Here is a 23211-nt window from a genome sequence, read left to right on the forward strand (position 1 = left end):
AGAAGGGCCGCCGGTTGAACTGCTCGCCCCCGACGCCTCCTCTTGTTTGCAGTCAAGGCTTTGCGACTCCTGTTCGCGGTGATCCCTTCGGCTCATTTGCCACGAGCAATCACTCCACCGGGCAAAAGCCTCGACTCGATGCCGATTCCACCTCGCTCTTCAACAAGAAGAACGCAGTCCTAGCAGGCTCATCGACTTGTTCGAGATGCGTCGGAGTCATCCGTTTCGATAGTGTGCTCGTCAACAGACAAGGTGGGGAAGATGTTCCAACTACAAATACCGAGTGCGCCGGGGGGCAATCTACTCGAGCACCTACTGCTCGAATCGATGGGGGCATTGCGAGGTGGAGGCATCTTCGCCTGGGCGACCACGGCCGGTGCCCGGACCCTGCTGCAAGACCCCGTTTTCGAAGACATGATGGCTTCTTCAGACTTTCGGCTCATTGTTGGCACAGATGCCGTAACCGACTCCCGAGCAATCACAAAGCTTCGGGAGATCGAAACCGAGAACCCGCGACTGCAGACCAGGGCCTTCCTGAGCCCGACCCCCTCGCTATTCCACCCCAAGATGGCATGGTTCGAACATACCGACCACCTCAGTTTGATAGTAGGATCGGGCAACTTGACAATGGGTGGACTTCTTTCCAACTGGGAAGCAATGTTCGTGGCGCGGCTGTATGGCGACGAAGCTGCGTCCGTCCTCACTAAAATCGATTCCTTCATCCAAAACAACGCAAAGTCTCTTCTTCCACTCTCGGACGCACGAGTCACTGCTCAAGTCGCGCTGAACGACGGCGATGAACGCAGTCTTCGCGTCAACACGCGGAACCAGTCGACGCGCCCACCGAGCCGCGCTGCCGTTGACACCAATGAAGTTCTTGTCGCCGAGATCCCTGCGGCTGGGTCCCGTTGGAAGCAGGCCAATTTTGACCGGTACAATTACGAAACTTTCTTCGGCGCAAAAGTTGGATCACAACGGCGCATAATCCTTCGAAACGTGGACTCGGGCGGAACCATCGGCGAGATCGAAAGCCGACCCAGCGTCGAAGTCGCCAGCATGAATTACCGATTTGAACTTGCGGCAGCCACCGGTTTGGCATACCCGGCGGGATCGCCGCCTATAGGCATTTTCGTACGGCTTGAGACAGGCCAGTTTCTCTACCAGCTGCTGCTCCCTGGGTCGGATGGATACGCGAGCGCTTCCACGTTCCTCGACACGCGTTGGGACGGTCCGAGCCGCGAGAAACGGAGAGTGCGGACTACCGTCGCGGATTTGCGCGTAATCTGGAACGACTCGCCGTTGTGGGCAGTCGACGAGGCTCTTCTCTAAGGTCTTGCGACCAGCAGCATTTCCGCGTCTGCAGGAACGGTGCCATGAAGGTCGGTTCGGTTGAACCGACTGTGCACCGACGACCCGATGGATATTACCTCGACACGTGCATAGCTGGACTCGGCCATTTTGACAAGATTATCGATTGTCGCGACCCGGGTCTCGGGGCGTGCGGTCGTACCCCCTCCCTGAGGGGAGTATGAGAGGACCATCGGAGCGCCAATTCGTTGCCCATATTCGAAAAGCTCAGCAAAGGCTCTATTCGCCTGAGATCGAATGCTAAAGGGCGACTGGTGCCTGTCCAGTCGGTACAGCCCCCGACTTGGAGTGGTGGTGCCAGGCTTAGACGCAACTCCTGGATTATCCCCTAGAGCAATCGTTTCTAGCACATGATAAAAACGGCTATAGTGATCGCGAGTGTATGGGGGGTCGGCGTATATAGCGGATACTCCGCGGTCCACACTCGCAATTACATCACGATAGTCGGAAGTGACTACGCTACAACGAAATTTGCTTGGCTCCACTGCACCGTACTTTTCCAGCCAAATGTCGAAAAGGTTAAAGACACTCTTCTCCCTGAAGGAAAGGGATTTCGATATTGCAGACATTTTAGGCTTTCCGTCACGCCCACGAAGCCTAAGGGGTTGAGCGAAATGGCCACCAACAGTGCTTACGACGTTGCTAGCAGTGCTGAGCAGCGCCGCAACGAGAGTTGAGCCCCCGGGCAAACCCCGTACATGGCGTATTGCAGCTTGGATCGCATCGAGTTCAAGGGCTTGACGATAGGAGAAGTAGACTCCGCCGTAGTTCGCGGTGAGAACTGCGCCGGCGGCAAGCAGATGGTCCCGCGCGGCGACCTTGGCGTCAGCTAAATCGGGCCTCGTCGCGGTGAGACTGCTTGTCGAACCTTCCTCCGACAGAAGCACAAACCCACTGGGGTCCTCTGACGCGGCATCCATGATCTGCGTTTCTAGACGGACAAGGCGGGCCACAGGGGCCGGCAAGCTGTCGGCCCAGTCGTGCGCGACTGAAACAATCTCGCGTCGAGCGCCAGTTCCGTACTTGACCGGTGAGCAGAGCGCGTCGGTGAGCGTGGCCGAGTAAGCCTGCACGTCGACGGACGTGACCTGATAGCTATTCGCCAGAGCTCGGGATACGACGCCTGAACCGGCGAACAGATCCAGGACCGTGTCACCTTCGCGAACGAGCGTGCCAACGACCCCCACAATCCGATCGAGGTACCGAGACTTATTGCCCAGGTACTGGACAGGCCGCAGCGCATCCCCCACCTGCGTTCCCCTCAACGGCGGCTGACCAATGTCTGAGGTCGCACCTAGGTTCGAGCTATGCAAGTCGTCAGCCTCGCTCCCCGTCGATCACGTCGGCGGCCTCTGCGAACACTCGCCACAGCGGACTCGCCGTGCGACTGTAGTACACCCTGTTCTCCCTGTCCGATTTCTCCACCTCGAGCAGTCCCGCCCGCGCCAACCGCTCCAACTCCTGTCTGACCGCGGTTGGCGCGCCGAGACTAGCCGGCGGCTCAGACTGGTAGAACCGGGGCTGCTGGCGTCGGAGTATCCAAAGCGCAACGGGCAGCCGGCATCCACGCCCAAAGATGTCGGCGCTCACACGTTGAACTTCCATCTCGCTCCTGTTACTTGAAGCGTATATCAAGTATGTTGAAACATGTAAGGAGTTTTGTGACTACTGAGATCATCGGGTCGCGGCCACCGCGGGCAAAGCGAGCGCGACCTCACCTGTCCGCCTCAGAGCCGGCGGGCTCAACGCAGACCTACTCGATGACCACCCGCGGCAGTTCGGCAGACGGTCTTCTTCTTATCGGGGAGGCCGAGGACGCCCTGAAACTCCTCGCGAACGGCTCTCGTGGCGAGCGCTACCTCGGTGGCGTCAAGCTGTGCTACCTCGACCCGCCTTACAACACGGGGGAGCGGTTCGAGTATTACAGCGATCGAAAGGGGTCCGATGACTGGTTGCAGGCGCTCCGGGCAAATCTCACCGCACTGCGACCTCTCCTGTCTCCCGAGGCAAGCGTATGGCTACATCTCGACGACTCCGAACAGCACAGAGCTCGAGTAGTTCTCGACGAAGTGTTCGGTAGAGAGGCATTCGTTGCGACGGTCATCTGGCAGAAGCGGCTGACCCGGGACAACCGGACCGCCTTCAGCTCGATGCACGACTACATCCATGTTTACGCTCCGAGCGGACCCAAGGCTTGGAAGAAAGTCAGAAACGGGCTCGCAGACGGCGGCGCCTTCGCCAACCCCGACAACGATCCAAGGGGACCATGGCGTTCTGCACCCATGACGGTCCAGGCGGGCCACGCGACGAGGAGCCAGTTCTATACCGTGATTACTCCGGCAGGGACGCGCCATGACCCCCCCGAGGGGCGCTGCTGGACGTTTTCTGCTGAACGTCTTTCGCAGCTCGACCAGGAAGGAAGGGTGTACTGGCCTCGCGGCGGTCACGGTAAGCCCCGTCTGAAGAAATACGAGTTTGAATCAGCCGGTCTTGCCCCGTTCACGATCTGGGCAGCTGCCGAAGTAGGCGACACCTCCTCGGCGAAGAAAGCTCTGCTGCGTCAGTTTCCAGGTCGTCCCGCGTTCGATACTCCGAAACCGATCTCTCTACTGGAGAGGATCATCGAGGTCGCGACCGACCCGGGCGACCTTGTGCTCGACTACTACCTCGGTTCCGGGACGACGGCAGTCGCCGCTCAGATTTTGGGGCGTTCTTGGGTCGGAATAGAACGGAGCAGACAGACCGTCGAAACGTTCGCCGTGCCGCGGCTGAACTCCGTACTGGGACAGAACAGACTGGCCCCCTGCGACATCGCCCGCGTCAGTCAACTGCCCACTCAAGAGCGAGCTACCGTGAGGTCGGCCGTCGGCTGAGCTCTGAACGAAACGAGCCCCCGTGAGGCCGCGGGAGGCGCGGAACGAGCGGCTGCTCAGCATCATCGGGCGGCATGCTCACGACTGGGCAAGGATGTCCAAGTGAACGCCGCACGTGCGACCGCCGACGGCGACCCGTACGCCGATGCCAACTTGCCGGGCGGCTTCACTGACACGTCCCATCTCAGCTGAGGCGACTACCCGGCCGATGACGGCTTCGCGCACCCCGCGATGTATCGCGCGTCGCAGGCGCGGTCGATCGCGAAGGAGTTCGGCGTCCCGTTCCACCTCTCCCCCGAGCTAAACGATGAGATGAACGAGCACGTCACCCCGCACACCGACGAGTAGCGTCAGTGGGGTGTAATCCCGCCGGCCATCGACCCGCCGACGGGCGCCGACGAGGGTACCGCTCTGCTGTGCACGCTGGGGTTCTGGAAGCAGTGAGCCTCGGAGTTACATCCCCGGCGCCATACCCGTGAACCACGATTAATGCCCCCTGAAACGCCACGGTAATCGTGTCCGTCGGACCGTTCCGGTGCTTCGCCACAATTAGATCCGCTTCACCCGCCACGCGGCGAGTCCTTCTCATACGCCGCCTCGCGGTGCAGCAGCACCACCATGTCGGCATCCTGCTCGATCGAGCCCGACTCACGAAGGTCCGACAGGGCCGGCTTCTTGTCGGCGCGCTGCTCAGCACCACGGTTCAGCTGCGACAGGGCGATGACCGGAACCTGCAGCTCCTTCGCCATCAGCTTCAGCGCACGCGAGAACTCACTGACCTCCTGCTGACGCGACTCGACCCGTTTACCGCTCGTGAGCAACTGCAGGTAGTCGATGACCACCATCTTCAGACCCTCGCGCTGCTTGAGGCGACGGCACTTCGCGCGAATCTCGAACGATGATCGCCGCGGACCTCCGCCGGAGCGAGAGACCGCGGCATCCGTACTGCTGAGCCCGATCAGCTCGGGAACACCGGCACCGCGTCCGCCGGCCGCGCCGCCTCGAACCACGCCGTCAGCTGCAGGGTCTCCAGATCGGCGAACCGCCGCCCTGAGATCTGCAACCCGATCGGCCGCCCATCCGCCGTGAACCCGCAGTTCACCGATGATGCTGGCTGACCCGACATGTTGTAGGGCAACGTGAACGCGATGTGGGGCATCGCGAGACGCGCGTCGAACCCCCAGGGCATCGGCCACTCGGCGGGGAACGCCGCCACCGGCGCAACGGGCGCTAGCACCGCGTCGAACGCCGAGGTCGCCGCGACCGTGCGCTTCTGCAGCTCGCCGAACGTCTCGTAGGCCTCGAGGGCGCGGCGACCGCTCATATCGGATCCGGGGTGCACCCACTCGGCGATGTACGGAAGCACTGCGGTCTTCGCTTCGTGCGACAGGCCCAGGTAGGTGCGCCAGAAGCGGATGCGCCAGAAGTCGTCGATGTCGCGCAGGATGCCGTCGTCGATGAACGCCGGCAGCTCCACGACCTCGGCTCCGGCATCCGAGAAGAGGTCCGCGGCGCGCAGCACGGCAGCCTTCACCTCCGGGTCGACGGGCATGCCCGTTCCCGGGTCGGTGTGCACGGCCATGCGGCGACCCCGCACGTCGGTGTCGAGGTCGAACCAGTCGATGTCGGCATCCGGAAGCGAGGTGTAATCGCGCTCGTCGGGACGCGCGACGGCGTGCATGCCCAGCGCGACGTCGGCGACGGTGCGGGCCAGGGGACCGGCCGAACGCCCGAAGTACGGGTTGTCGAGCGGGATCCGACCGTTGCTCGGCTTGAGCGTGGCAACCCCCGTCCATGCGGCGGGCAGGCGCACCGAACCGCCGATGTCGGTGCCCAGGTGCACGACGCCGAAACCGGCCGCGGCGGCAGCCCCCGCGCCCGAGCTCGAGCCGCCGACCGTCCACGCCGGGTTCCACGGGCTGCGCGTGATACCCGACAGGCTCGACACCCCCGACGAGAGCATGCCCCAGTCGGGCATGGTCGTAGAGCCGACGATGACCGCGCCCTGCTCGAGCAGCCGCTCCACCGCGGGCGAGTCTCGCTCGGGAACGACACCTGCGTGACCGGCGACACCCGCATGTGCGGGGATCCCGGCGCGCACGAAGTTCTCTTTCACCGTGACCGGCACCCCGTCGAGCGGACCCCGCTGCTCCCCCCGCTCCCATCGCGCGGCGGACGCGGCCGCAACGTCGAGCACCTGGGTGGGGTCGAGATCGGTGAAGGCGTTGATCTCGCCGTTGCGGGCGGCGATGTCGGCGAGCACCGACTCCGCGGCATCCACCGGGGTGAACTCCCCCGAGGCGTACCCGGCCGCGAGCGCGGCGCCGGTCATCTCGATCGTGGGGGTGATGGTTGGCTGCGAGGTCATCGCGTCTCCTGCACGTGGCTGATGGTCGGAGTCGCGTCGATGAGGACGCGCGTGTACTCCTGCTGAGGGGCGGCGTACACCGATTCGGTGGGACCCTGCTCGACGATCTCGCCCTTGCGCATGACGGCGACGCGATCGCACAGGTACCGCACGACATGGAGGTCGTGCGAGACGAAGATCAGGGTCAGACGGTACTCGTCCACCAGGTCGGCGAGCAGGTTGAGCACCTGCGCGCGCACCGACACGTCGAGCGCGCTTACCGGCTCATCGGCGACGAGGATGCGTGGGCGGCAGACCAGTGCCCGCGCGATCGAGATGCGCTGACGCTGCCCTCCTGAGAACTGGTGCGGGAATCGCTCCACCGCATCGCGCGGCAGGCCCACCGCCTCGATCATCTCGGCCACGGCATCCGCCCGCTCCTTGGCGTTCATCGCCGTGCCGTTCTCGAGGTTGGCGGCGTTGAGCAGCGGCTCGGCGACGATGTCGCGAATGCGCATGCGCGGGTCGAGCGAGGCCATCGGGTCTTGGAACACGATCTGCAGATTGCGGCGCAGCTCGGCCAGATCTTTCGCCCCGGCCTTCACCAGGCTCCGGCCCACGACCTCGAGGTCGCCCGAGGTGGGCTGGTCGAGGCCCGACAGCAACCGCAGCAGCGTCGACTTGCCCGAACCCGACTCGCCGACGATGCCGAACCGGTCACCCGCCGCGATCGAGAACGAGACGCCGTTGAGCGCCTTCACCTCGCGCGGAGCGGTGAACAACGACGTGCGGGGCGACGTGTAGACGCGGGTGAGGTTCTCGACCCGCACCACGTCGTCCACCGTCTTCTTCGCGGTGTGGTCGTCGGCGTTCATGCGCGGCAGCGCGTGGCCCGGGCGGTAGCCGGCCGCGGTGGCGACCGTGAACAGCTTGCCCTCGTCGTCCGTGGCCGAGAGGTCGGATGCCGCGAGCAACCCCCGCGTGTAGGGATGCTGCGGGCGGGTGAAGATCTGATCGATCGTGCCGCGCTCCACGACCTCGCCCTTGTTCATCACGAGCACCCGCTCGCACGTCTCACCCACCACGGCGAGGTCGTGGGTGATGAAGAGCAGGCCCGTGTCGCGGCGCTTGACGGTCGCGAGCACCAGGTCGAGCACCTGCTTCTGCACCGTGACGTCGAGCGCCGTCGTGGGCTCGTCGCACACCAGCAGTTCGGGGTCGTTCGCCAGGGCGATCGCGAGCACCACGCGCTGGCGCTGCCCACCCGACAGCTGATGGGGGTACGCCCGGGCGGCCTCGGCAGGAGAAGGGATGCCGACGTCCTGCAGCAACTGCAGCGCGCGGGCGTTCGCGGCGCGGCGGTCGCGCTGGGTGCCGTGCACGATCATCGCCTCGGCGATCTGCGGACCCACCTGCATGAGCGGGTTGAGCGCCGTCATCGGCTCCTGGAAGACCATGGCCGAGCGCGTGCCCCGGATGCCGGCGAGCTCGCGCTCACCCAGGTCGATGAGGTTGCGGGGGTCGCTGCCGACGTGGACCGCACCCTCCGCGCGGAGGTTGGTGGGAAGCAGGCCCATCACCGCGAGGGAGGTGAGCGACTTACCGGAACCCGACTCCCCAATCAGGCCGACGCGTTCTCCGCGCTCGATGTGGAACGAAAGCTCCGACACGAGGGGGCGGTCGCCGGAGCGGATGGTGAGGTCGGTGACCTCGACGGCGCGACCCCCGACGGGAGGGGCGGCCACCGGGCCCGTCTGCACAACAGTGGACATCAACGACTCCTGAGTTTGGGATCGAGCCGGTCGCGCAGACCGTCGCCAAAGAGGTTGAACCCGAGCACGGCGATGGCGATCGCCAGGCCCGGGAAGACGAGGAGGTAGTCGTTCGTGCCGAGGAACTGCTGCGAATCCAGCAGCATGCGGCCCCACGACGGGGTGGGCGGCATGGTCCCGAGCCCCAAGAACGACAGTCCCGCCTCAGCGAGCACCGCGATGGCGAAGTTCACCGAGCACTGCACGATCAGCATCCCGCCGATGTTCGGCAGCACGTGCCGGACGGCGATCGCGACCTCGGAACGGTTGGCGGCCTTCGCCGCGAACACGTAGTCCATCGACATCACCTGCATGGTGCCGGCACGGGCGACCCGGGCGAAGGCGGGCGCCGAGCCGATGCCCAGGGCGACCATCGCCGTGACCGTGCCGCCGCCGAAGATCGCGCCGAACACGATGGCCAGCAGCAGCCCCGGGAAGGCCATGAGCACGTCGCTCCCGCCCATCACGAGCGCCCCGGCACGCTTCGGGCGCATACCGGCCAGGATGCCGAGGGGCGCGCCGATGACCAACCCGATGGCGACGGCGATCGTGCCGACGAGCATCGTGATCTGGGCTCCGGCCATGACCTGCGACAGCACGTCGCGGCCGTAGCGGTCGGTGCCCATCCAGTGCGCGCCCGAGGGGGTCTGCAGGCGATCGGATGCCACGGCCACGGTCGGGTCGTAGGGCGTCCACACCAGCGAGACCAGTGCGGTGAGCGCCACGAGGGCGATGAGGATGCCGCCGATGAGCAGGCCCGGCTCGAGCGATCGGCGCTCGCGGCGAGCGGGGACAGCCGCTTCGGGCGTCGTTCCCGCTTCGGGACGGGCAGTGAGTGAGGTGGTGGACATTAGGCCCTCCGAAGACGGGGGTCGATCGAGGTGTACGCCACGTCGACGACGAAGTTGATGACGACGACCGCGAGCACGAGCAGGAGCACGATGCTCTGCACGGCCAGCAGATCGCGGTTGGCCACGGCGTCGACCAGGTAGCTGCCGAGGCCGGGGATCGCGAAGACCCGCTCCACCACGACCGCACCGACGAGAAGGCCCGCGAGCTGCACGCCCACGACCGTCAGCACCGGAACGCTGGCGTTCTTCAAGCCGTGGCGGATGAGGGCGGCGTTGGCCGTGAGCCCCTTGGACCGGGCGGTGCGGAGGAAGTCCTCGCCCTTGATCTCCAGCACCGCCGAGCGGACGTACCGGGTGAGGATCGACGCCTGCACCGACCCGAGGGCGAGCACGGGCAGGATCGCGTACCGGAACACGTCCGGTCCCCACCGCCAGCCACCGGAGGGCAGCCACCGCAGCTGGATGGCGAAGACGGCGATCAGCAGCATCCCGACGAGGAAGCTCGGGAGGGCGACGCCGATCTGCGAGAAGGCCGAAACCGCCCCGCCGCTGGCCTTGCCGTGACGCATCGCCGAGAACGTGCCCAGCGGCACGGCCACCACGAGCGCCACGACCATGGCGAGCGCGACGAGCAGCAGGGTGACCTGAGCCCGCTCGACGAGTGTCGGCCCGATCGCCGCCTGCGTCACGTACGAGGTGCCGAAGTCGCCCCGGACGATTCCCCCGATCCACTGCAGGTACTGCTCCCACAGCGGCGCCGTGGTGCCGTACTGCGCGCGCCAGGCGTCGAGCTGTTCGGCGGTGGCGTCGGTCCCGAGGGCGACCGTGGCCGGGTCCCCCGGCATGACCCGCAGCAGCAGGAAGACCAGCATCGTGGACACCCAGACGGTGGCCAGGAAGGTCCCTGCGAGCTTGAGAAGACGGAGAGGCACGGTCGCCCCCTTTCAGGATCGAATCGGGTGGGGTCAGTTCCAGGCGAGCTTGGTCATGTTGAGCGACTCGGTCACCGCGTTGGGCGCGATGCCCTTCAACGCGGCATCGGCCACGACGATGTTCGGGAAGAGGAACAGCGGCAGGGATGCCACGTCTTCGGCGGTGATTTTGGCGACCTTCTTCATGCCGTCGATCCACTCCTCCTTGGTGCCCGCGTCTGCGGCGGCAGCCAGGGCGGAGATCTTGGAGTTGTCGTAGCCGATGTAGTAATTGGGATCGTTGAACACGGTAAGGATGTCGCGCGGTTCGACCGCGAGGATGACCGTCATCTCGTAGTCGTCCTTGGTGAACACCTCGTCGAGCCAGACGGCGGGGAACTCGAGGGTCTCGATCTTCGCGGTGACGCCGATCTGAGCGAGCTGCGAGACGACGACCTCGGCCACGGCGGTGGCGTAGGGACGCGTGGGCACCTTGAACGTGATCGACAGGTTCTCGGCCCCGGCCTCGGCGAGCAGGTCGCGCGCCTTGTCGGGGTCGTACGGGTACAGGTCGTTGAGGTCTTCGTAGTACGGGTCGGTGGGGGGTACCATCGCGCCGATGAGCTCGCCGTAGCCCGCCCATGCGGCATCCAGAACCGCCTGTCGGTCGATGCCGTAGGCGATCGCCTGACGCACGCGCACGTCGTTGAAGGGTGCGGCCCGGTTGTTCAGACCCAGCAGGATCTCGCCGTTGGACGATCCCTGCAGCACCTGGAAGGTGGGGTCGGTCTTGAACTGCGAGACGAGGTCGGGCGCCTGCATGTTGTAGAGCATGTCGACGTCGCCCGCGCGCAACGCGTTGGTGCTCGCGGTGGCGTCGGCGAAGTAGCGGAGCGTGATGTCGCGCATCGCGGGCGCCCCGCCCCAGTAGTCGTCACGCGCGGCGAGGGAGATGTGATCGCCCTGCACCCGCTCGGTGATCGTGAACGGGCCCGTGCCGACAGGGGTGTTGGCGAGGTCGGCGACGCCGTCGGTGTCGAACATGATGCCGACGGTGCCGGCCAGGGAGTACAACCACGAGTTGCTGGGCTTGGTGAGCTTCACGCGGGCCTCGGTGGGCGAGACGACCTCGACGCTGTCGAGGAGCGCCATCTTGCCCTGGTTGATGGTCCAGTCGGTCTTGACCCGTTCGAGCGAGAATTTCACGTCATCGGCGGTGAACGTCGCGCCGTCGGAGAAGGTCACGCCGTCGTGGAGGGTGAAGTCGTAGGTCAGGCCGTCGTCGCTGACCGTCCACGCGGTGGCGAGCTGGGGGACGAGCTCGCCCTGCTGATCGATCGAGACCAGCGTCTCGTAGACGTTGTTGAGGAGCACCTGCGGGATCGCGGCGCCCGACGTGGTCGTGAGGTCGAAGTTGGTCGGTTCGCCCGTGAGCCCGATGGTGACGACCGGGTCGTGGGCGGAACCGTCGGCGGGGGCGGTGCCTCCCGCGCAGGCGGTGAGAGCGAGCGCGAGGGCTACTGCGGCGCCCACCGCGGCACCGGAGCGTCGAGCAGAAAGAGTCACGGGTTTACTCCTGGGTGTCTACGGAAAGAGGGAGGAACGGTCTACTGGTCTGACCAGTAGTCGAACGATAGGATCGGGGAACCCAGCGGGGCAAGCCAGGAAACAGAGTGTTTACACGGGGCGCTCTTCGCTGAAATCGAGGAGGCGAAGTGGCGTTCACGCCCGTCCAGAAGGTCAGCGCGTACGAGGGCATCGTCGAGCAGATCGAGGCCGCGATCGACTCCGGCGAGCTGCAGGCCGGTGACCGCCTGCCCGGCGAACGCCGTCTCATGGAGGACTTCTCGGTCAGCCGAGCCACCGTGCGAGAGGCCCTGCGCGTGCTGCAGGCGACCGGGCTGGTGGAGTCACGGCCGGGCGACCCGCGCGGCCCCGTGATCGCGGCGTTCACACCGCGCCTGCTCGAGAAGTCCCTCGGTCAACTGTCGCGCCAGGCCACCAGTCGCGCCGAACTTCTGCAGTTCCGTCTGTTCCTCGAGGGCACAGCGAGCTATCTCGCCGCACAACATCACACCATCGAGCAGATGGCGCGCATCCAGGACAACCTGCAGCGCATGCGTGACTGCGCCGACTCCGACGACATATCGCCCTACCCGAGGCTGGTGCGCGCGTTCCACGACACCATCCGCGAGGCGGCGGCGAACAGCCTCATCGCGGTGTGCGGCAGCGTGGTCAGCGACACGATGACCGACCTCATGGGAGGCCGCATCGCGTCCGACAGCGAACCGCGAGCGCTGCTGCGCCGCAGCGTCACCGATGGAGCCGAGCTCGTGAAGATCATCGGGGCGCGCGACGCCCCGGCCGCGCGACAGGCCAGCGTCGAGAGCATCTACCGGTTCTACGAGGCTGACCTCACCCCCGCCGAACGCGAGGCCGTCTCGACCGTCATCTGAGGCTCAGCCCTCCGAACCGCGCGCCCTGACGGCCGCCGCCACCCGCTCCACCGCCACCGCGGTCGCTGCGGTGCGCAGGTCCACACCGTCGGCCGTCGCCCGATGGGCCACGAGCTGCCACGAGGCGCGCATGCGCTGCGCGAGCCGCTCCTCGACGTCGACGACGTCCCACCACCAGCCCTGGCGCGCCTGCACCCACTCGAAGTAGCTGACGACGACGCCCCCGCCATTGGCGAGCAGGTCGGGAACGACGTCTACGCCACGGTGGCGCAGCGCGGTCTCGGCCGCCGAGGTGATCGGACCGTTCGCTCCCTCGACGATGATGCGGGCCTTCACCCGGTCGACGTTCTCATGGGTGATGACCCCCTCGACCGCCGCCGGGATGAGCAGGTCGACCGGCTCCGTGAGCACGTCGACCGAACCGATGGCGTCCGCCTCGGCGAAGCCGATCAGACTCCCGGTGCGGTCGACGTGCTGCGCGAGCGCCGCGATGTCGAGTCCGTCGTCGGCGCGGAGCCCGCCGCGGACGTCGGCGACGGCGACCACGCGCACGCCCGCTCGCGCCAGCTCCAGCGCCGCGCCCCGACCCACCTTGCCGAAGCCGTGCACGGCGGCCGTGGCGTCGCGCGGATCCATGCCCGCGCGCTCCAGGGCGAGAAGGGCGACGGATGCCACGCCCAGCGACGTCGCGGCAGCCCGGCCCTGCGAGCCGCCGAGGGCGAGCGGCTTGCCCGTCACGGCACCCCACCCGGCGCCGTGCGCCGGGGCGGCATCCATCATCCATGCCATCTCCGCGGCTCCCGATCCCACGTCGGGCGCCGGGATGTCGGTGTCTGCTCCCGTGATGGGGGCCATGGCCCGCGCGTACCGGCGGACGAGGCGCTCGTACTCCGCCGGCTCCAGACCGATGGGGTCGACCGCGATCGCCCCTTTCGCCCCGCCGAACGGCAGGTCGAACAGCGCGCACTTCCACGTCATCCACATCGCAAGTGCCCGCACGGTGTCGAGGTCCGGCGCGGGCGCTGAAGCGGATACCGCCCTTTCCCGGACCGCGCGCCAGGGAGTGCTGCACGCGGTGACCCGCCACCATCACGGTGCGCCCGTCTGGCAAACGAGCGGGCAGCATGGCGGTCAGCTCGCGCTGCGGCACCGAGAGCACGGCGTGCAGCGCCGGGTCGAGTCCGATGAGCCGGCTGGCGGCGTCGAACTGTGCGCGCGCATCGCTCAGCGGACCGCCGCGACCGGTGCTCGATCGGTGCAGGCGCGAGGCAATGGCCGCGGCGGGGGACTCCACCATCCCGTGGAGCGAGAACGCAGGGGCGATGGCCGATGTCATGTCGTCACGCCAGGGCGACGTCGGCGAGCACCGCGTCGATGATGTCGAGGCCGCGGTGGGCCTCGGCGTCGGTGACGACGCACGGTGGCACGACGTGGATGCGGTTGTCGGCGATGAAGGGCAGCAGACCGCGGCTCAGCAGGGCGGCCTTGATCGCGCCCATCGTCGCGGGCGTGACGGGCGTGCGGCTCTCGCGGTCGGAGACGAGCTCGATCGCCCAGAACACGCCGCTGCCGCGCACCTCTCCGACGATCTCGTGACGCTCGGCGAGCTCGGCGAGACGCGGGCCGATGACCTCGGCGCCGATGCGCTTGGCGTTGTCGACGATGCCCTCCTCGCGCATGGCGCCGAGGGCGGCGACGATGCTGGCCGCGGCGAGCGGGTGACCCGAATACGTGAGGCCCCCGGGGAACACCGTGTCGTCGAAGTGGTGCGCGATGGCATCCGAGATGATCACGCCCCCCACCGGCACGTACCCGGAGTTGACGCCCTTGGCGAAGGTGATGAGATCGGGCGTGACGCCGTGCGCCTCGAACGCGAACCACTCCCCCGTGCGACCGAAGCCGGCCATGACCTCGTCGAGGATCATGACGATGCCGTAGCGGTCGCAGATCTCGCGCACACCGGCGAGGTAGCCCGCGGGAGGCGTCATCACACCCGCCGTGCCGGGCACGGTCTCGAGCAGGATCGCGGCGATCGTGGCCGCGCCCTCCGCCTGGATGACCCGCTCGAGGTGGTGCAGCGCTCGAGTGCACTCCTCTTCCTCGGTGGTCGCCCAGAATTCCGACCGGTACAGGTAGGGACCGAACACGTGCACGTGGCCGCGCGCGTACTCGTTGGGGATGCGGCGCCAGTCGCCCGTCGCCACGATCGCCGCTCCCGTGTTGCCGTGGTACGACCGGTAGCGCGAGATGACCTTGTCGCGACCCGTGACGAGCCGGGCCATGCGGATGGCGTTCTCGTTGGCATCCGCCCCACCGTTGGTGAAGAAGACCTTCTCGAAGCCGGCGGGCGCGAGCTCGCAGATCATCTCTGCCGCCCGGGCACGCGTGGCGTTCGCGTGGGCGGGGGCCACGGTGGTGAGCACCTCGGCCTGCGCGCGGATGGCCTCGACGACCTTCGGATGCTGGTGACCGATGTTCACGTTCACCAGCTGGCTCGAGAAATCGAGGTACTCGTTGCCCTCGGCATCCCACACGACGCATCCGGAACCCGACGCGATCGGCATCGGCGAGAGCGACCCCTGCGCCGACCACGAGTGGAAGACGCGGCTGCGGTCGGCCTTCGAGATGTCGGCGTTGGACGGCGAGGCGAGGGGGTCGGCGACGAAAGTCATGGGTCCTCCGGTGATCGGCTGCGGTTGCCTCCATCATCGCGACGAGAGTGAGAGCATTGGATGCCGAGATGTCGTTCGCGACGCCAGCCTTTCGACCATCCGGCATCGAGACAGAAAGGCCACCGCGTGCCCGCCGACCTGCGCTCCCTCATGGCCGAGCCCGCCTTCCTCCTGACGCCGCTGGCCGCGGTCGATGACGCCGCTCTCGACGCGCCGCTGGCCTGGGCGCACAACTCCGACCTCCCCGACCCCACGCCGTGGCTCGAGCCGGGAGGCCTGCTGCTCACCGACGGCGCGCCCTTCCTTCCCCCGCACAACGCCGACGCCGACCACTACGTGTCGCGACTGGTCGCGCTGGGCGTGCGCGCCCTGGGCGTATCCGTGGGAATCCTGCTGGAACGCGTTCCGCCCGAGCTGGTCAGCGCGTGCGCGCAGCACGGCCTGCCGCTCATCGAGGTCTCACGTCGGACGCCGTTCATGGGTGTGATCAAAGCCGTCTCCGACGCGACGGCAGCCGACGAGCGGGCCCGCCTGGAGCGCTCGCTGCTCGCGCAGCGCCGCGTCGCTCGGGCGGCTCTCCGACCCGATGGACTCAGCGCCATCCTGCGCGAGCTGGAACGCGCGCTCGAGACCTGGGTCGCCCTGTTCGATGCCGCCGGCGCCCTCGTGCTCGTGACCGAGACGAAGGGCATACCCGCCGCCCTCGAGGAGCCGGTGCGGGCTGCGACCACCGCCGCCCTCGCGCGGCGACGCGCCGCCGCCGCCCGCGTCAGCCTCGGCGGAGTGGGAGAGGTCACCCTGCAGACCCTCGGGCAGCACGAGAACCTCCGCGGCGTCCTCGCCGTCGGCATCTCGAGCGAGACGTTCGACCGCGCCAGCCAAGACCTCGTCGACAGTGTCATCGCTCTCGCCAGCATCTCGCTCGAACAGAGCAGCACGCTCGACAGCGCGCGTCGGCGCCTGCGCAGCGGCATCCTGGAGCTCCTGGCGGCCGGCGTCACCGACGTCGCGGGCGACACGGTGAAGCACCTGTGGGGGCGACTGCCGGCAGCGCCCCTCCGCGTCGCCCGCCTCGCGGTGCTCGACGCCGAGCAGCGGCTCGACTCGCACCCGTTGATCCCCGCTCTCGAGGTCCTGGCCGAGAAGCGGCCCGGTGCCCTGTTCTTCGCGGAACAGGGCGACCACGTCGTCGCCGTGTTCCGTGACGGCGACGACGCGGGACTGTTCGCCGCGGCCGCACCCCACCACCCCACGGGCGGGGTGTCGTCACCCGTGGAATGGGATCAGTTCGCCGTCGCGCTCGTCGAGGCGCGCCGGGCAGGCGATCGGGCATCGGCCCGGCACCCGATCGTCTTCTTCGACGAGCTCGCCGACGCCGGCATCCTCGGCCATCTCGAGCAGACCCGGGCGCACGAGGTCGCACGGCACATGCTGCTCCCCCTCGCCGACGACCCCGAGCTGCGGCGCGTCCTCGAGGTCTGGCTCGCGCACAACGGATCGTGGGGTACGGCGGCCGCCGCCCTCGGCATCCATCGCCACACCCTGCGCTCCCGCGTCGACGGCGCCGCGGAGCGCCTGGGACTCGACCTCGACCAGTTCGGCGGGCGGGCAGAACTCTGGAACGCACTGCGCCTGACGTCGGACTGACGGATGCCGCGGCCGACAGCCCGCGACGAGATCTCGGGCCCCGGCACAACAACGGATGCGCCGGCCGCGACCCTGCCTCGGGTCGCGACCGGCGCATGACGGACTCAGGTGTTCTGGGGGAACCCGAGATCGATGCCGCCGTGGGTGGCGGGGTCGAGCCAGCGGCTGGTGACGGCCTTCTCGCGGGTGAAGAAGTCGAACCCGTGGACGCCGTACGCCTTCGCGTCGCCGAACAGGCTCTTCTTCCACCCGCCGAACGAGTGGTACGCCACCGGCACGGGGATCGGGACGTTGATGCCGATCATTCCGACCTCGACCTCGCGCTGGAAGCGGCGGGCGGCGCCGCCGTCGTTGGTGAAGATGGCGGTGCCGTTGCCGAACTCGCCGCTGTTGATCAGCTCCAGGCCTTCCTCGTAGGACGAGACGCGCACGACGGAGAGGACCGGTCCGAAGATCTCCTCCGTGTAGGCCCGCGACGTCGTGGGGATCCCGTCGATCAGAGTGGGGCCGAAGAAGAAGCCGTGTTCGTGGCCCTCCACGGCGATGTTCCGGCCGTCGACGACGATCTTGGCGCCGTCCTGCTCGGCGATGTCGACATAGCTCGACACCTTGTCGCGGTGCACGTCGGTGATGAGGGGTCCCATATCGGGTTCCACACCGTCCATCCCCGCGCCGTTGCCGATGCGGAGCTTCGCGATGCGCTCGGTGATCTTGGCGACGAGGTCGTCGGCGACGGGTTCGACCGCGAGGACCACGCTGATGGCCATGCACCGCTCGCCCGCCGCACCGTACCCGGCGTTGACGGCCGAGTCGGCCACGAGGTCGAGATCGGCATCCGGGAGGACGAGCATGTGGTTCTTCGCACCACCCAGCGCCTGCACCCGCTTTCCATTCTTGGATGCGGTCTCGTAGATGTACTGCGCGATCGGGGTCGACCCCACGAACGAGATCGACTGGACCACCGGGCTGCTCAACAGGCCGTCCACGGCGAGCTTGTCCCCCTGCAGGACGGTGAACGCGCCGTCGGGGAGACCGGCCTCTTTCCACAGCTTCGCCACCCATAACGCGGCTGAGGGGTCTTTCTCGGATGGCTTGAGCACCACCGCGTTCCCCGCGGCCAGCGCGATCGGAACGAACCACAGCGGAACCATGACGGGGAAATTGAACGGGGAAATCACCCCGACCACGCCCAACGGCTGCTTGAGGGAGTAGACGTCGACACCGGTGGAGGCGTTCTCGCTGAACGCACCTTTGATCAAGTGCGGGAAGCCGGTGGCCAACTCCACCACCTCCTGGCCGCGGAGGATCTCCCCCATCGCGTCCGAGACGACCTTGCCGTGCTCGGAGGTCACGAGACGGGCGAGCTCGGGCTTGCGGGCGTTCAGCAGCTCACGGAACGCGAACAGCACCGCCTGTCGCTTCGCGATCGAGTACTCGGACCAGATGCGGAACCCCGCCTCGGCCGACGCGATCGCGGCGTCGATCTCGGCCTGGTTCGCCAGGGCGACCTCTGCCTGTACGGCGCCCGTCGCGGGGTTGTAGACCGGAGCCGTCCGGCCCGAGGTCGACGCACGCTCGGCCCCATCGATCCAATGCGAAACCACCGCGACGTCGACTAGCGACTCACTGCCCATACTGTCCTCCTCGATCGGCGCCGTGCGGCGCAGGACGACAGTACGAAAGCGGCGGCTCGGCCGCGCCTGCCGTTCGGTCGAAGCGGATGCCGCGTGCTCGACAGGATGTCGGCGAGGAAGAGGTGGGGCACAGGCTCCACCGGAGACCGCGCGGAGTTTCCGCGCCCGCCCCCTCCCGGCGCGGGCGCCTCAGCGGAACAGCTCGACGTGGTCGGCCACCCAGGTACGGAACCCGCTAAAGGGCTACCCCGGCCTGGGCGCTGTGGCCCTCGGCACGATCCCCACGAGACGGCACGGCGCGACTTCTCGATCGAGGTTCTGCTGAGCGGCATCGAACGCCCAGGTTGAGACCCTCCGACGGTTCCTGACTGACGAAAGGCGCGAGGGTGCGGCGAGGGCTGCGCCACCGCTCGCTCTCGCACGGGAGCGCGCCCGCCCGCGCGGGTCGGCGATCATCCCTGCGAAACGGCGTGTGCGACCACGACCAGATTGTCGAGTGATGCTCCCCCCTCGCGCGGGAGGCAGGTGATCATGATCAAGCGTGCGGGACCGGAAGTCCACAGGTCTTCGTCGTGGGCGAGATCGGGCTTCGGGATGCGACGCACCTCGTCCACGGCGTAAGTCACCGACGCGACTTCGACGATGTCTCCCGCTCTGAGAGTCGGCGCGTGAGTAGTCGGGTCTGAGAGCGCATTACCCGGCGCTGTCCCGCGCGCGAGAGCGTGCATGGCCAAGATGACCGTACCCGTCTCGGCATGATCTAGCGCAACGCTCCGGTCGCGCACGACGTACGCCGAAGTGAAGCCTGGCGGAGTGATATCTCCGTCGACCGAATCCAAGGAACCGAGAGCGACATCGAGCCCCCGGGAGGGGACGCGCAGACGCGTCCCCTCATCATCGACGGCCTCCGATTCCGCGAGAGGGGGTGGCGTCACCCCCGGCTCGAAGGCGACCTCGACTCCGGTGAGGTCCCGTGCCCCGGTCGACGTACCGCTGTGCCAGCCGCCGAGCAGTCCGAAGACCATGGCACCGATTCCCGCGGCCGCGAGCGTTCCGACGATCCCCCACTGACGCCGGCGGCGGGGTGGACGACCCGTCACCTTCCACTTCTCCGACGAGGCTCGCGAGACCGGTAGGTCAGGAAGGCGGCAAGCGCTATGGCGGCCCCCAGAGCGGTGAGCCCCGCGAAGACGAGCAGTCCCATCAACCGTGACTCCATTGCTGCAGACCCTCCGGTGTGGGCCGAGAGTCCGATCGGTTCGGACGTCGACGCCGACGACGGCGCCACCGGCGATGCGGTGGGGGTCGGTGAGGCGGTCGGAGTCGGCGACACGGCCGGAGTCGGCGAGACGGTAGGGGTCGGCGAGACGGTAGGGGTCGAAGCCTGGCCGCCTCCCGTCCCGCCACCGCCCTGGCGCACGACCTGACCGGTGACGGAGGCGTCGTTTCCTGCCCCGATGCTGATGTTCGCGCGGTTCGTGTAGCTCCCAGCGACTCCCTGATCGGTGACGCGTGCGGCGAAGCGGACGTCGTAGTAGTGCCCAGCTTCCGCCGTGAACGTCACGGAGTCCGGCGTCGCCGCGTAGGTGGAACGGTCGACGGGCGCCCAGTAGCTGGGGAACTCCCACCCATTGGCGCCCGTGACCAGGCGAGACGACGACCACAGTTCGGCGTACTGCACCCCGTTCATCTCGCCGAGGAGTTCCTGATTCTCTGCGAGGACATCAGACACCTTGACGGTTTCGCCACCGGAGAATCCGCTCCGACCCGACCCCACCTGAACGACCCAGACGATCGTGCCGGTGACGGCGTCGTACTGGCCCCACTTGCCGTTGTCGCGGCCCGTGAAGGCGCACCCCTGGGTGCACACCTCGGTACCGGTCCCGGGACCCGGGTCAGGTGATGGCTCCACCTGGACGCTGAGAGTGTGGCCGTCGATGTTGTAGACGACGGTCCCTTCCTCCGAGGCTTCGTTCTGCACCGTCACCCAGAAGAAGAACGTTCCGTGAAGGTTCTCGGGGTGCGCACTCAGATAGTCCGCGTCGAAACTGCAGTCCAGGGTGGCCTGATCCACGAGACAGCGGCCCATGACCGCCCCCGCGGGATCGACCAGCGGGAACGCGTCCGAGCGGCCCGTGAGCTCCGGGGGCAGGGTGAGTGTGAATCCTGCGGGGGTAGCGGGGTTGTCGGGTAGCGACCAGGTGCCGCGGATCTCGGCGGACGAGCCGTTCTTCACCGTGGCGCTGGTGAAGTCGAGAGAGTCGATCGATGCCGTTGTGGCCCGGGCGGTCGCGGCCACCGACGCCGAGGGCGAGAGGCTGAAGGAGGCGACAAGTACGGCGATAGCGGCCATAGCGGCCAACGACGTGCGCGTCCATGCGGGCGGTCTGACTTTCGACGGGAACAAGGTCACGGTGACTCCAATGCAGAACTGATCTCGCATCCCGCATCGACGAAAGCTGTGCGGGACTCGCTTGGAAGAGTCGAGTCAGCGCGTTTCATCACGCGATCTCCCAAAAAGATTTCGGGAGTTCTGCTTTGGTCCGCGGCCTCGGCGGAATGCTTGTCAGCGCCGAAGGAATGCAGGCTGCCGAACGCAGCTACTCCGCAGAAGGCCTGACGAGGAATGTCACGCGCGTCGCTTCTGCGGCGCTCTCGTGGAGCCGTTGGTAGGCGACCTCAAGCTCGTGAACCCCCGGGGCCAGACCGACCAGGCCCGACATTGTCGACCGACCGATCCGCCGCTCCAGGACACCGGATGCAGGGATTTCCAAACCGGCAGCGAGTTCTCGACCGTCGAGACGGATGACGAGTGGACTTGCTTTCCACCCACGGACGATCAACGCCACGGGATCCGTCCCGACCACCGTGCCCGCGGCCGGCGCTTCAATGAGCGGGACGAACGCGAAGGGCGCGGATGACACGACCGTCGACGTCCTCCCTTGGGAGTCGATCGTCACCGCGGCTACCCCCGCATCAGTCGGTCGTAGATCATCGATCTTGATCGACCACTGGCCCGACGCCGGTACCTCGGTCTCGGCTGCTGCATCCGGTCGCCCCTGGGGCCAAACGCGTACGCGGGTTCCCGGCGTTCCTCGTCCCTCGATGGCAGGCGCCTCGGTCGCCGCGGGCTCCCACGCATCGTCCACCGTCGGGGCCTGTGGCGCAGAGGAAGTGGTCGGTTCGGGGGTCGATTCAGGAGGGGCGGAGTGTCGTCCCGGCGCCGGTTCCGACCCGGACGGCACGTCTGAGCCGGCCACGGGCGTGACGCCGACATTCGGGAGCGTCAGCGTCGTCCGTGAGGGGGCTGGGACGGGTGGATCCAGCTCGACCACGACCGGTCCATCGGCATCCGCCTTCGGAGCGACCGGCTCCTCGGGAAGGGGCGTGTCGAGGGCGTGGGGTAGCTCCTCGCTGAGGAGCGGTCCCGAAGCCACCGATTCGTTCGCCGCGACAGACACTTCCGAAGAATCGAAGGCCCCCGTCAGCGCCGCGCCCGCCCCCGATGCACCCCCGACGAGGACGACGATCGACGCGGCGATGGCCAACGATCGTCGAGAGCTGACTGCACGCCCACTCGAGGATCTCTGCGCCACGACGGCACGATCGAAGCTCGTGCCCGCTGCTGCCACGGCCGCGGCTCCTCCGACGAGCAGCAGCAAGGACGGCAGAAGCCCCACGACGGCGCGCGCCTCGTCAACGAGGGCCGAACAACGGCGACAGGTCGTCACGTGGTTCTCGAACGCCTGTCGATCTCGAGCGGACGCGGTGCCTTCCTGGACGGCACCGAACACGGCGAGGGCCCTGCGGCACTCCTCCGGGGACCGTTCGAGTTCGAGGTGAGCCTGCATCCAGGCCGCCCGCAATGATCGTCGAGCGCGGTAGAGCAAAGAGGACGTCGCCCCCGGCTTCAACCCGATGGCGGAAGCAGCCCGGCGCGGGGGAATACCTTCGACATCCACGTACCAGAGCACGGCCTGCCAGCGCTCCGGCAGGGTTCGGAAGGCCCGCCCGAGCGTGGACGCACTGAAGCGAGACGCCATCATGGCAGCCGGGTCGCCGTCGGTTATATCTCCGACGACGGAATCGAGCTCTACGTCGTCGACGAAATGCTGCCTGTAGCGGTGCTCTCTCGATGCGAGATGACGCACGACGGTGTACAGGTAAGGGCGGACGAGTTCGTCCGGGCCCGAACCTCGACGCAATGCGGCAATGGTCCGCTCGAATGCCTCCGACGAGAGATCATCCGCCATGGAGTGGGATGACACCACCGCAGCGAGCTTCGTGACGGGCAGGCGGTGCCGACGCCACAGGAGAGCGACAGCCTCGTCGTCCCCCTGCCGAATTCGAGCGATGAGGGATCGGTCGCTCGGCTCACTTTCCGACATACGACCTCCGCCCGTTCACCTTCGAACCAAAAGCACGAGCCTAGCAAGGGCCGAAATCTTTGTGGGACGTGCTCGCGGTAGAGATCCTGATCGTCGATCCATCGCATGACGAGCGACCCATGCGTCACTCCCGCGGCATCCTCTTCCCCGCACAGAACCCGTGCAGGCTCCTTCCTCGCCTGCATGACCACGTGCCCATCCATTGACTCCTCCGAAGAGTGGCCCCACCCGCTACCCGGGTGGGGCCACTCTT

General features: G+C 67.2%; 17 protein-coding genes and 2 pseudogenes. 4 read left to right on the forward strand and 15 right to left on the reverse strand.

The annotated features are described in order from the left end of the window. The first annotated feature begins 261 nt into the window (after positions 1-261). Positions 262-1329 (forward strand): phospholipase D family protein, encoded by a 1068-nt coding sequence (locus QE416_RS04775; RefSeq protein WP_307313973.1) that lies wholly within the window; start codon positions 262-264, stop codon positions 1327-1329. Here QE416_RS04775 and QE416_RS16460 read toward each other — a convergent pair. Both QE416_RS16460 and QE416_RS04780 read right to left on the reverse strand, forming a co-directional pair. Further along, complete coding sequence (locus QE416_RS16460; RefSeq protein ID WP_373458836.1) at positions 1326-2618, reverse strand: DNA adenine methylase; 1293 nt, start codon at positions 2616-2618, stop codon at positions 1326-1328. The genes QE416_RS04775 and QE416_RS16460 overlap by 4 nt on opposite strands. A gap of 67 nt (positions 2619-2685) precedes the next feature. Beyond that, complete coding sequence (locus QE416_RS04780; protein ID WP_307313976.1) at positions 2686-2958, reverse strand: hypothetical protein; 273 nt, start codon at positions 2956-2958, stop codon at positions 2686-2688. Positions 2959-3128: 170 nt separating this feature from the next. Between QE416_RS04780 and QE416_RS04785 the strand changes: the two genes are divergently transcribed. Beyond that, on the forward strand, positions 3129-4241 hold the full coding sequence (locus QE416_RS04785) for a site-specific DNA-methyltransferase (RefSeq protein WP_307313979.1): 1113 nt from the start codon (positions 3129-3131) through the stop codon (positions 4239-4241). Between the two features lie 493 nt (positions 4242-4734). Here QE416_RS04785 and QE416_RS04790 read toward each other — a convergent pair. The 6 genes and pseudogenes from QE416_RS04790 to QE416_RS04815 all read right to left on the reverse strand — a co-directional run. Beyond that, positions 4735-5137 (reverse strand): annotated as a pseudogene (locus QE416_RS04790) (DnaB-like helicase C-terminal domain-containing protein); the annotation flags it as partial. Between the two features lie 62 nt (positions 5138-5199). Further along, positions 5200-6609 carry an amidase gene (locus QE416_RS04795; RefSeq protein ID WP_307313981.1) on the reverse strand — a complete coding sequence of 470 codons (1410 nt, stop codon included), beginning with the start codon at positions 6607-6609 and terminating at the stop codon, positions 5200-5202. Continuing rightward, complete coding sequence (locus QE416_RS04800; protein WP_307313984.1) at positions 6606-8360, reverse strand: ABC transporter ATP-binding protein; 1755 nt, start codon at positions 8358-8360, stop codon at positions 6606-6608. The genes QE416_RS04795 and QE416_RS04800 overlap by 4 nt, the downstream gene beginning before the upstream one ends. Next, positions 8360-9250, reverse strand: coding sequence for an ABC transporter permease (locus QE416_RS04805; protein WP_307313988.1), 891 nt, complete (start codon positions 9248-9250; stop codon positions 8360-8362). The genes QE416_RS04800 and QE416_RS04805 overlap by 1 nt, the downstream gene beginning before the upstream one ends. Beyond that, complete coding sequence (locus QE416_RS04810; protein ID WP_307313991.1) at positions 9250-10182, reverse strand: ABC transporter permease; 933 nt, start codon at positions 10180-10182, stop codon at positions 9250-9252. Before QE416_RS04810 ends, QE416_RS04805 begins: the two co-directional genes overlap by 1 nt. Before the next feature lie 33 nt (positions 10183-10215). Further along, positions 10216-11727, reverse strand: coding sequence for an ABC transporter substrate-binding protein (locus tag QE416_RS04815; protein WP_307313993.1), 1512 nt, complete (start codon positions 11725-11727; stop codon positions 10216-10218). A 149-nt stretch (positions 11728-11876) separates the two neighbouring features. On the opposite strand from QE416_RS04815, the gene QE416_RS04820 reads away from it, so the two are divergent. Continuing rightward, positions 11877-12617, forward strand: coding sequence for a FadR/GntR family transcriptional regulator (locus QE416_RS04820; protein WP_307313996.1), 741 nt, complete (start codon positions 11877-11879; stop codon positions 12615-12617). Between the two features lie 3 nt (positions 12618-12620). On the opposite strand, the gene QE416_RS04825 is transcribed toward QE416_RS04820, so the two are convergent. From QE416_RS04825 to QE416_RS04835, 3 genes and pseudogenes are all read right to left on the reverse strand, one after another. Next, positions 12621-13595 (reverse strand): Glu/Leu/Phe/Val dehydrogenase, encoded by a 975-nt coding sequence (locus QE416_RS04825; RefSeq protein WP_307313999.1) that lies wholly within the window; start codon positions 13593-13595, stop codon positions 12621-12623. A 97-nt stretch (positions 13596-13692) separates the two neighbouring features. Then, a pseudogene (locus tag QE416_RS04830) lies at positions 13693-13953 on the reverse strand (hypothetical protein); the annotation flags it as partial. Between the two features lie 4 nt (positions 13954-13957). Beyond that, positions 13958-15289 carry an aspartate aminotransferase family protein gene (locus tag QE416_RS04835; RefSeq protein WP_307314002.1) on the reverse strand — a complete coding sequence of 444 codons (1332 nt, stop codon included), beginning with the start codon at positions 15287-15289 and terminating at the stop codon, positions 13958-13960. A gap of 126 nt (positions 15290-15415) precedes the next feature. Here QE416_RS04835 and QE416_RS04840 point away from each other — a divergent pair, with 126 nt between their 5' ends. Then, the gene (locus QE416_RS04840; RefSeq protein ID WP_307314004.1) at positions 15416-16936 is read left to right on the forward strand and encodes a PucR family transcriptional regulator; all 1521 of its coding nucleotides are present in this window, start codon (positions 15416-15418) and stop codon (positions 16934-16936) included. A gap of 104 nt (positions 16937-17040) precedes the next feature. Here the strand turns inward: QE416_RS04840 and QE416_RS04845 are convergent, their stop codons facing one another. The 4 genes from QE416_RS04845 to QE416_RS04860 all read right to left on the reverse strand — a co-directional run bounded on the left by QE416_RS04845 (position 17041) and on the right by QE416_RS04860 (position 22823). Continuing rightward, complete coding sequence (locus QE416_RS04845; protein ID WP_307314007.1) at positions 17041-18570, reverse strand: CoA-acylating methylmalonate-semialdehyde dehydrogenase; 1530 nt, start codon at positions 18568-18570, stop codon at positions 17041-17043. Positions 18571-19022: 452 nt separating this feature from the next. Next, positions 19023-19196 carry a hypothetical protein gene (locus tag QE416_RS04850; protein ID WP_307314009.1) on the reverse strand — a complete coding sequence of 58 codons (174 nt, stop codon included), beginning with the start codon at positions 19194-19196 and terminating at the stop codon, positions 19023-19025. Positions 19197-19666: 470 nt separating this feature from the next. Next, the gene (locus QE416_RS04855) at positions 19667-20923 is read right to left on the reverse strand and encodes a hypothetical protein (RefSeq protein WP_307314012.1); all 1257 of its coding nucleotides are present in this window, start codon (positions 20921-20923) and stop codon (positions 19667-19669) included. Between the two features lie 247 nt (positions 20924-21170). Then, positions 21171-22823: a zf-HC2 domain-containing protein gene (locus QE416_RS04860; RefSeq protein WP_307314014.1), complete on the reverse strand. Its 1653-nt coding sequence runs from the start codon at positions 22821-22823 to the stop codon at positions 21171-21173. Between the last annotated feature and the right edge of the window lie 388 nt (positions 22824-23211).

Origin of the sequence: Microbacterium sp. SORGH_AS_0421 (assembly GCF_030818635.1) — a bacterium.
Classification (GTDB): domain Bacteria; phylum Actinomycetota; class Actinomycetes; order Actinomycetales; family Microbacteriaceae; genus Microbacterium.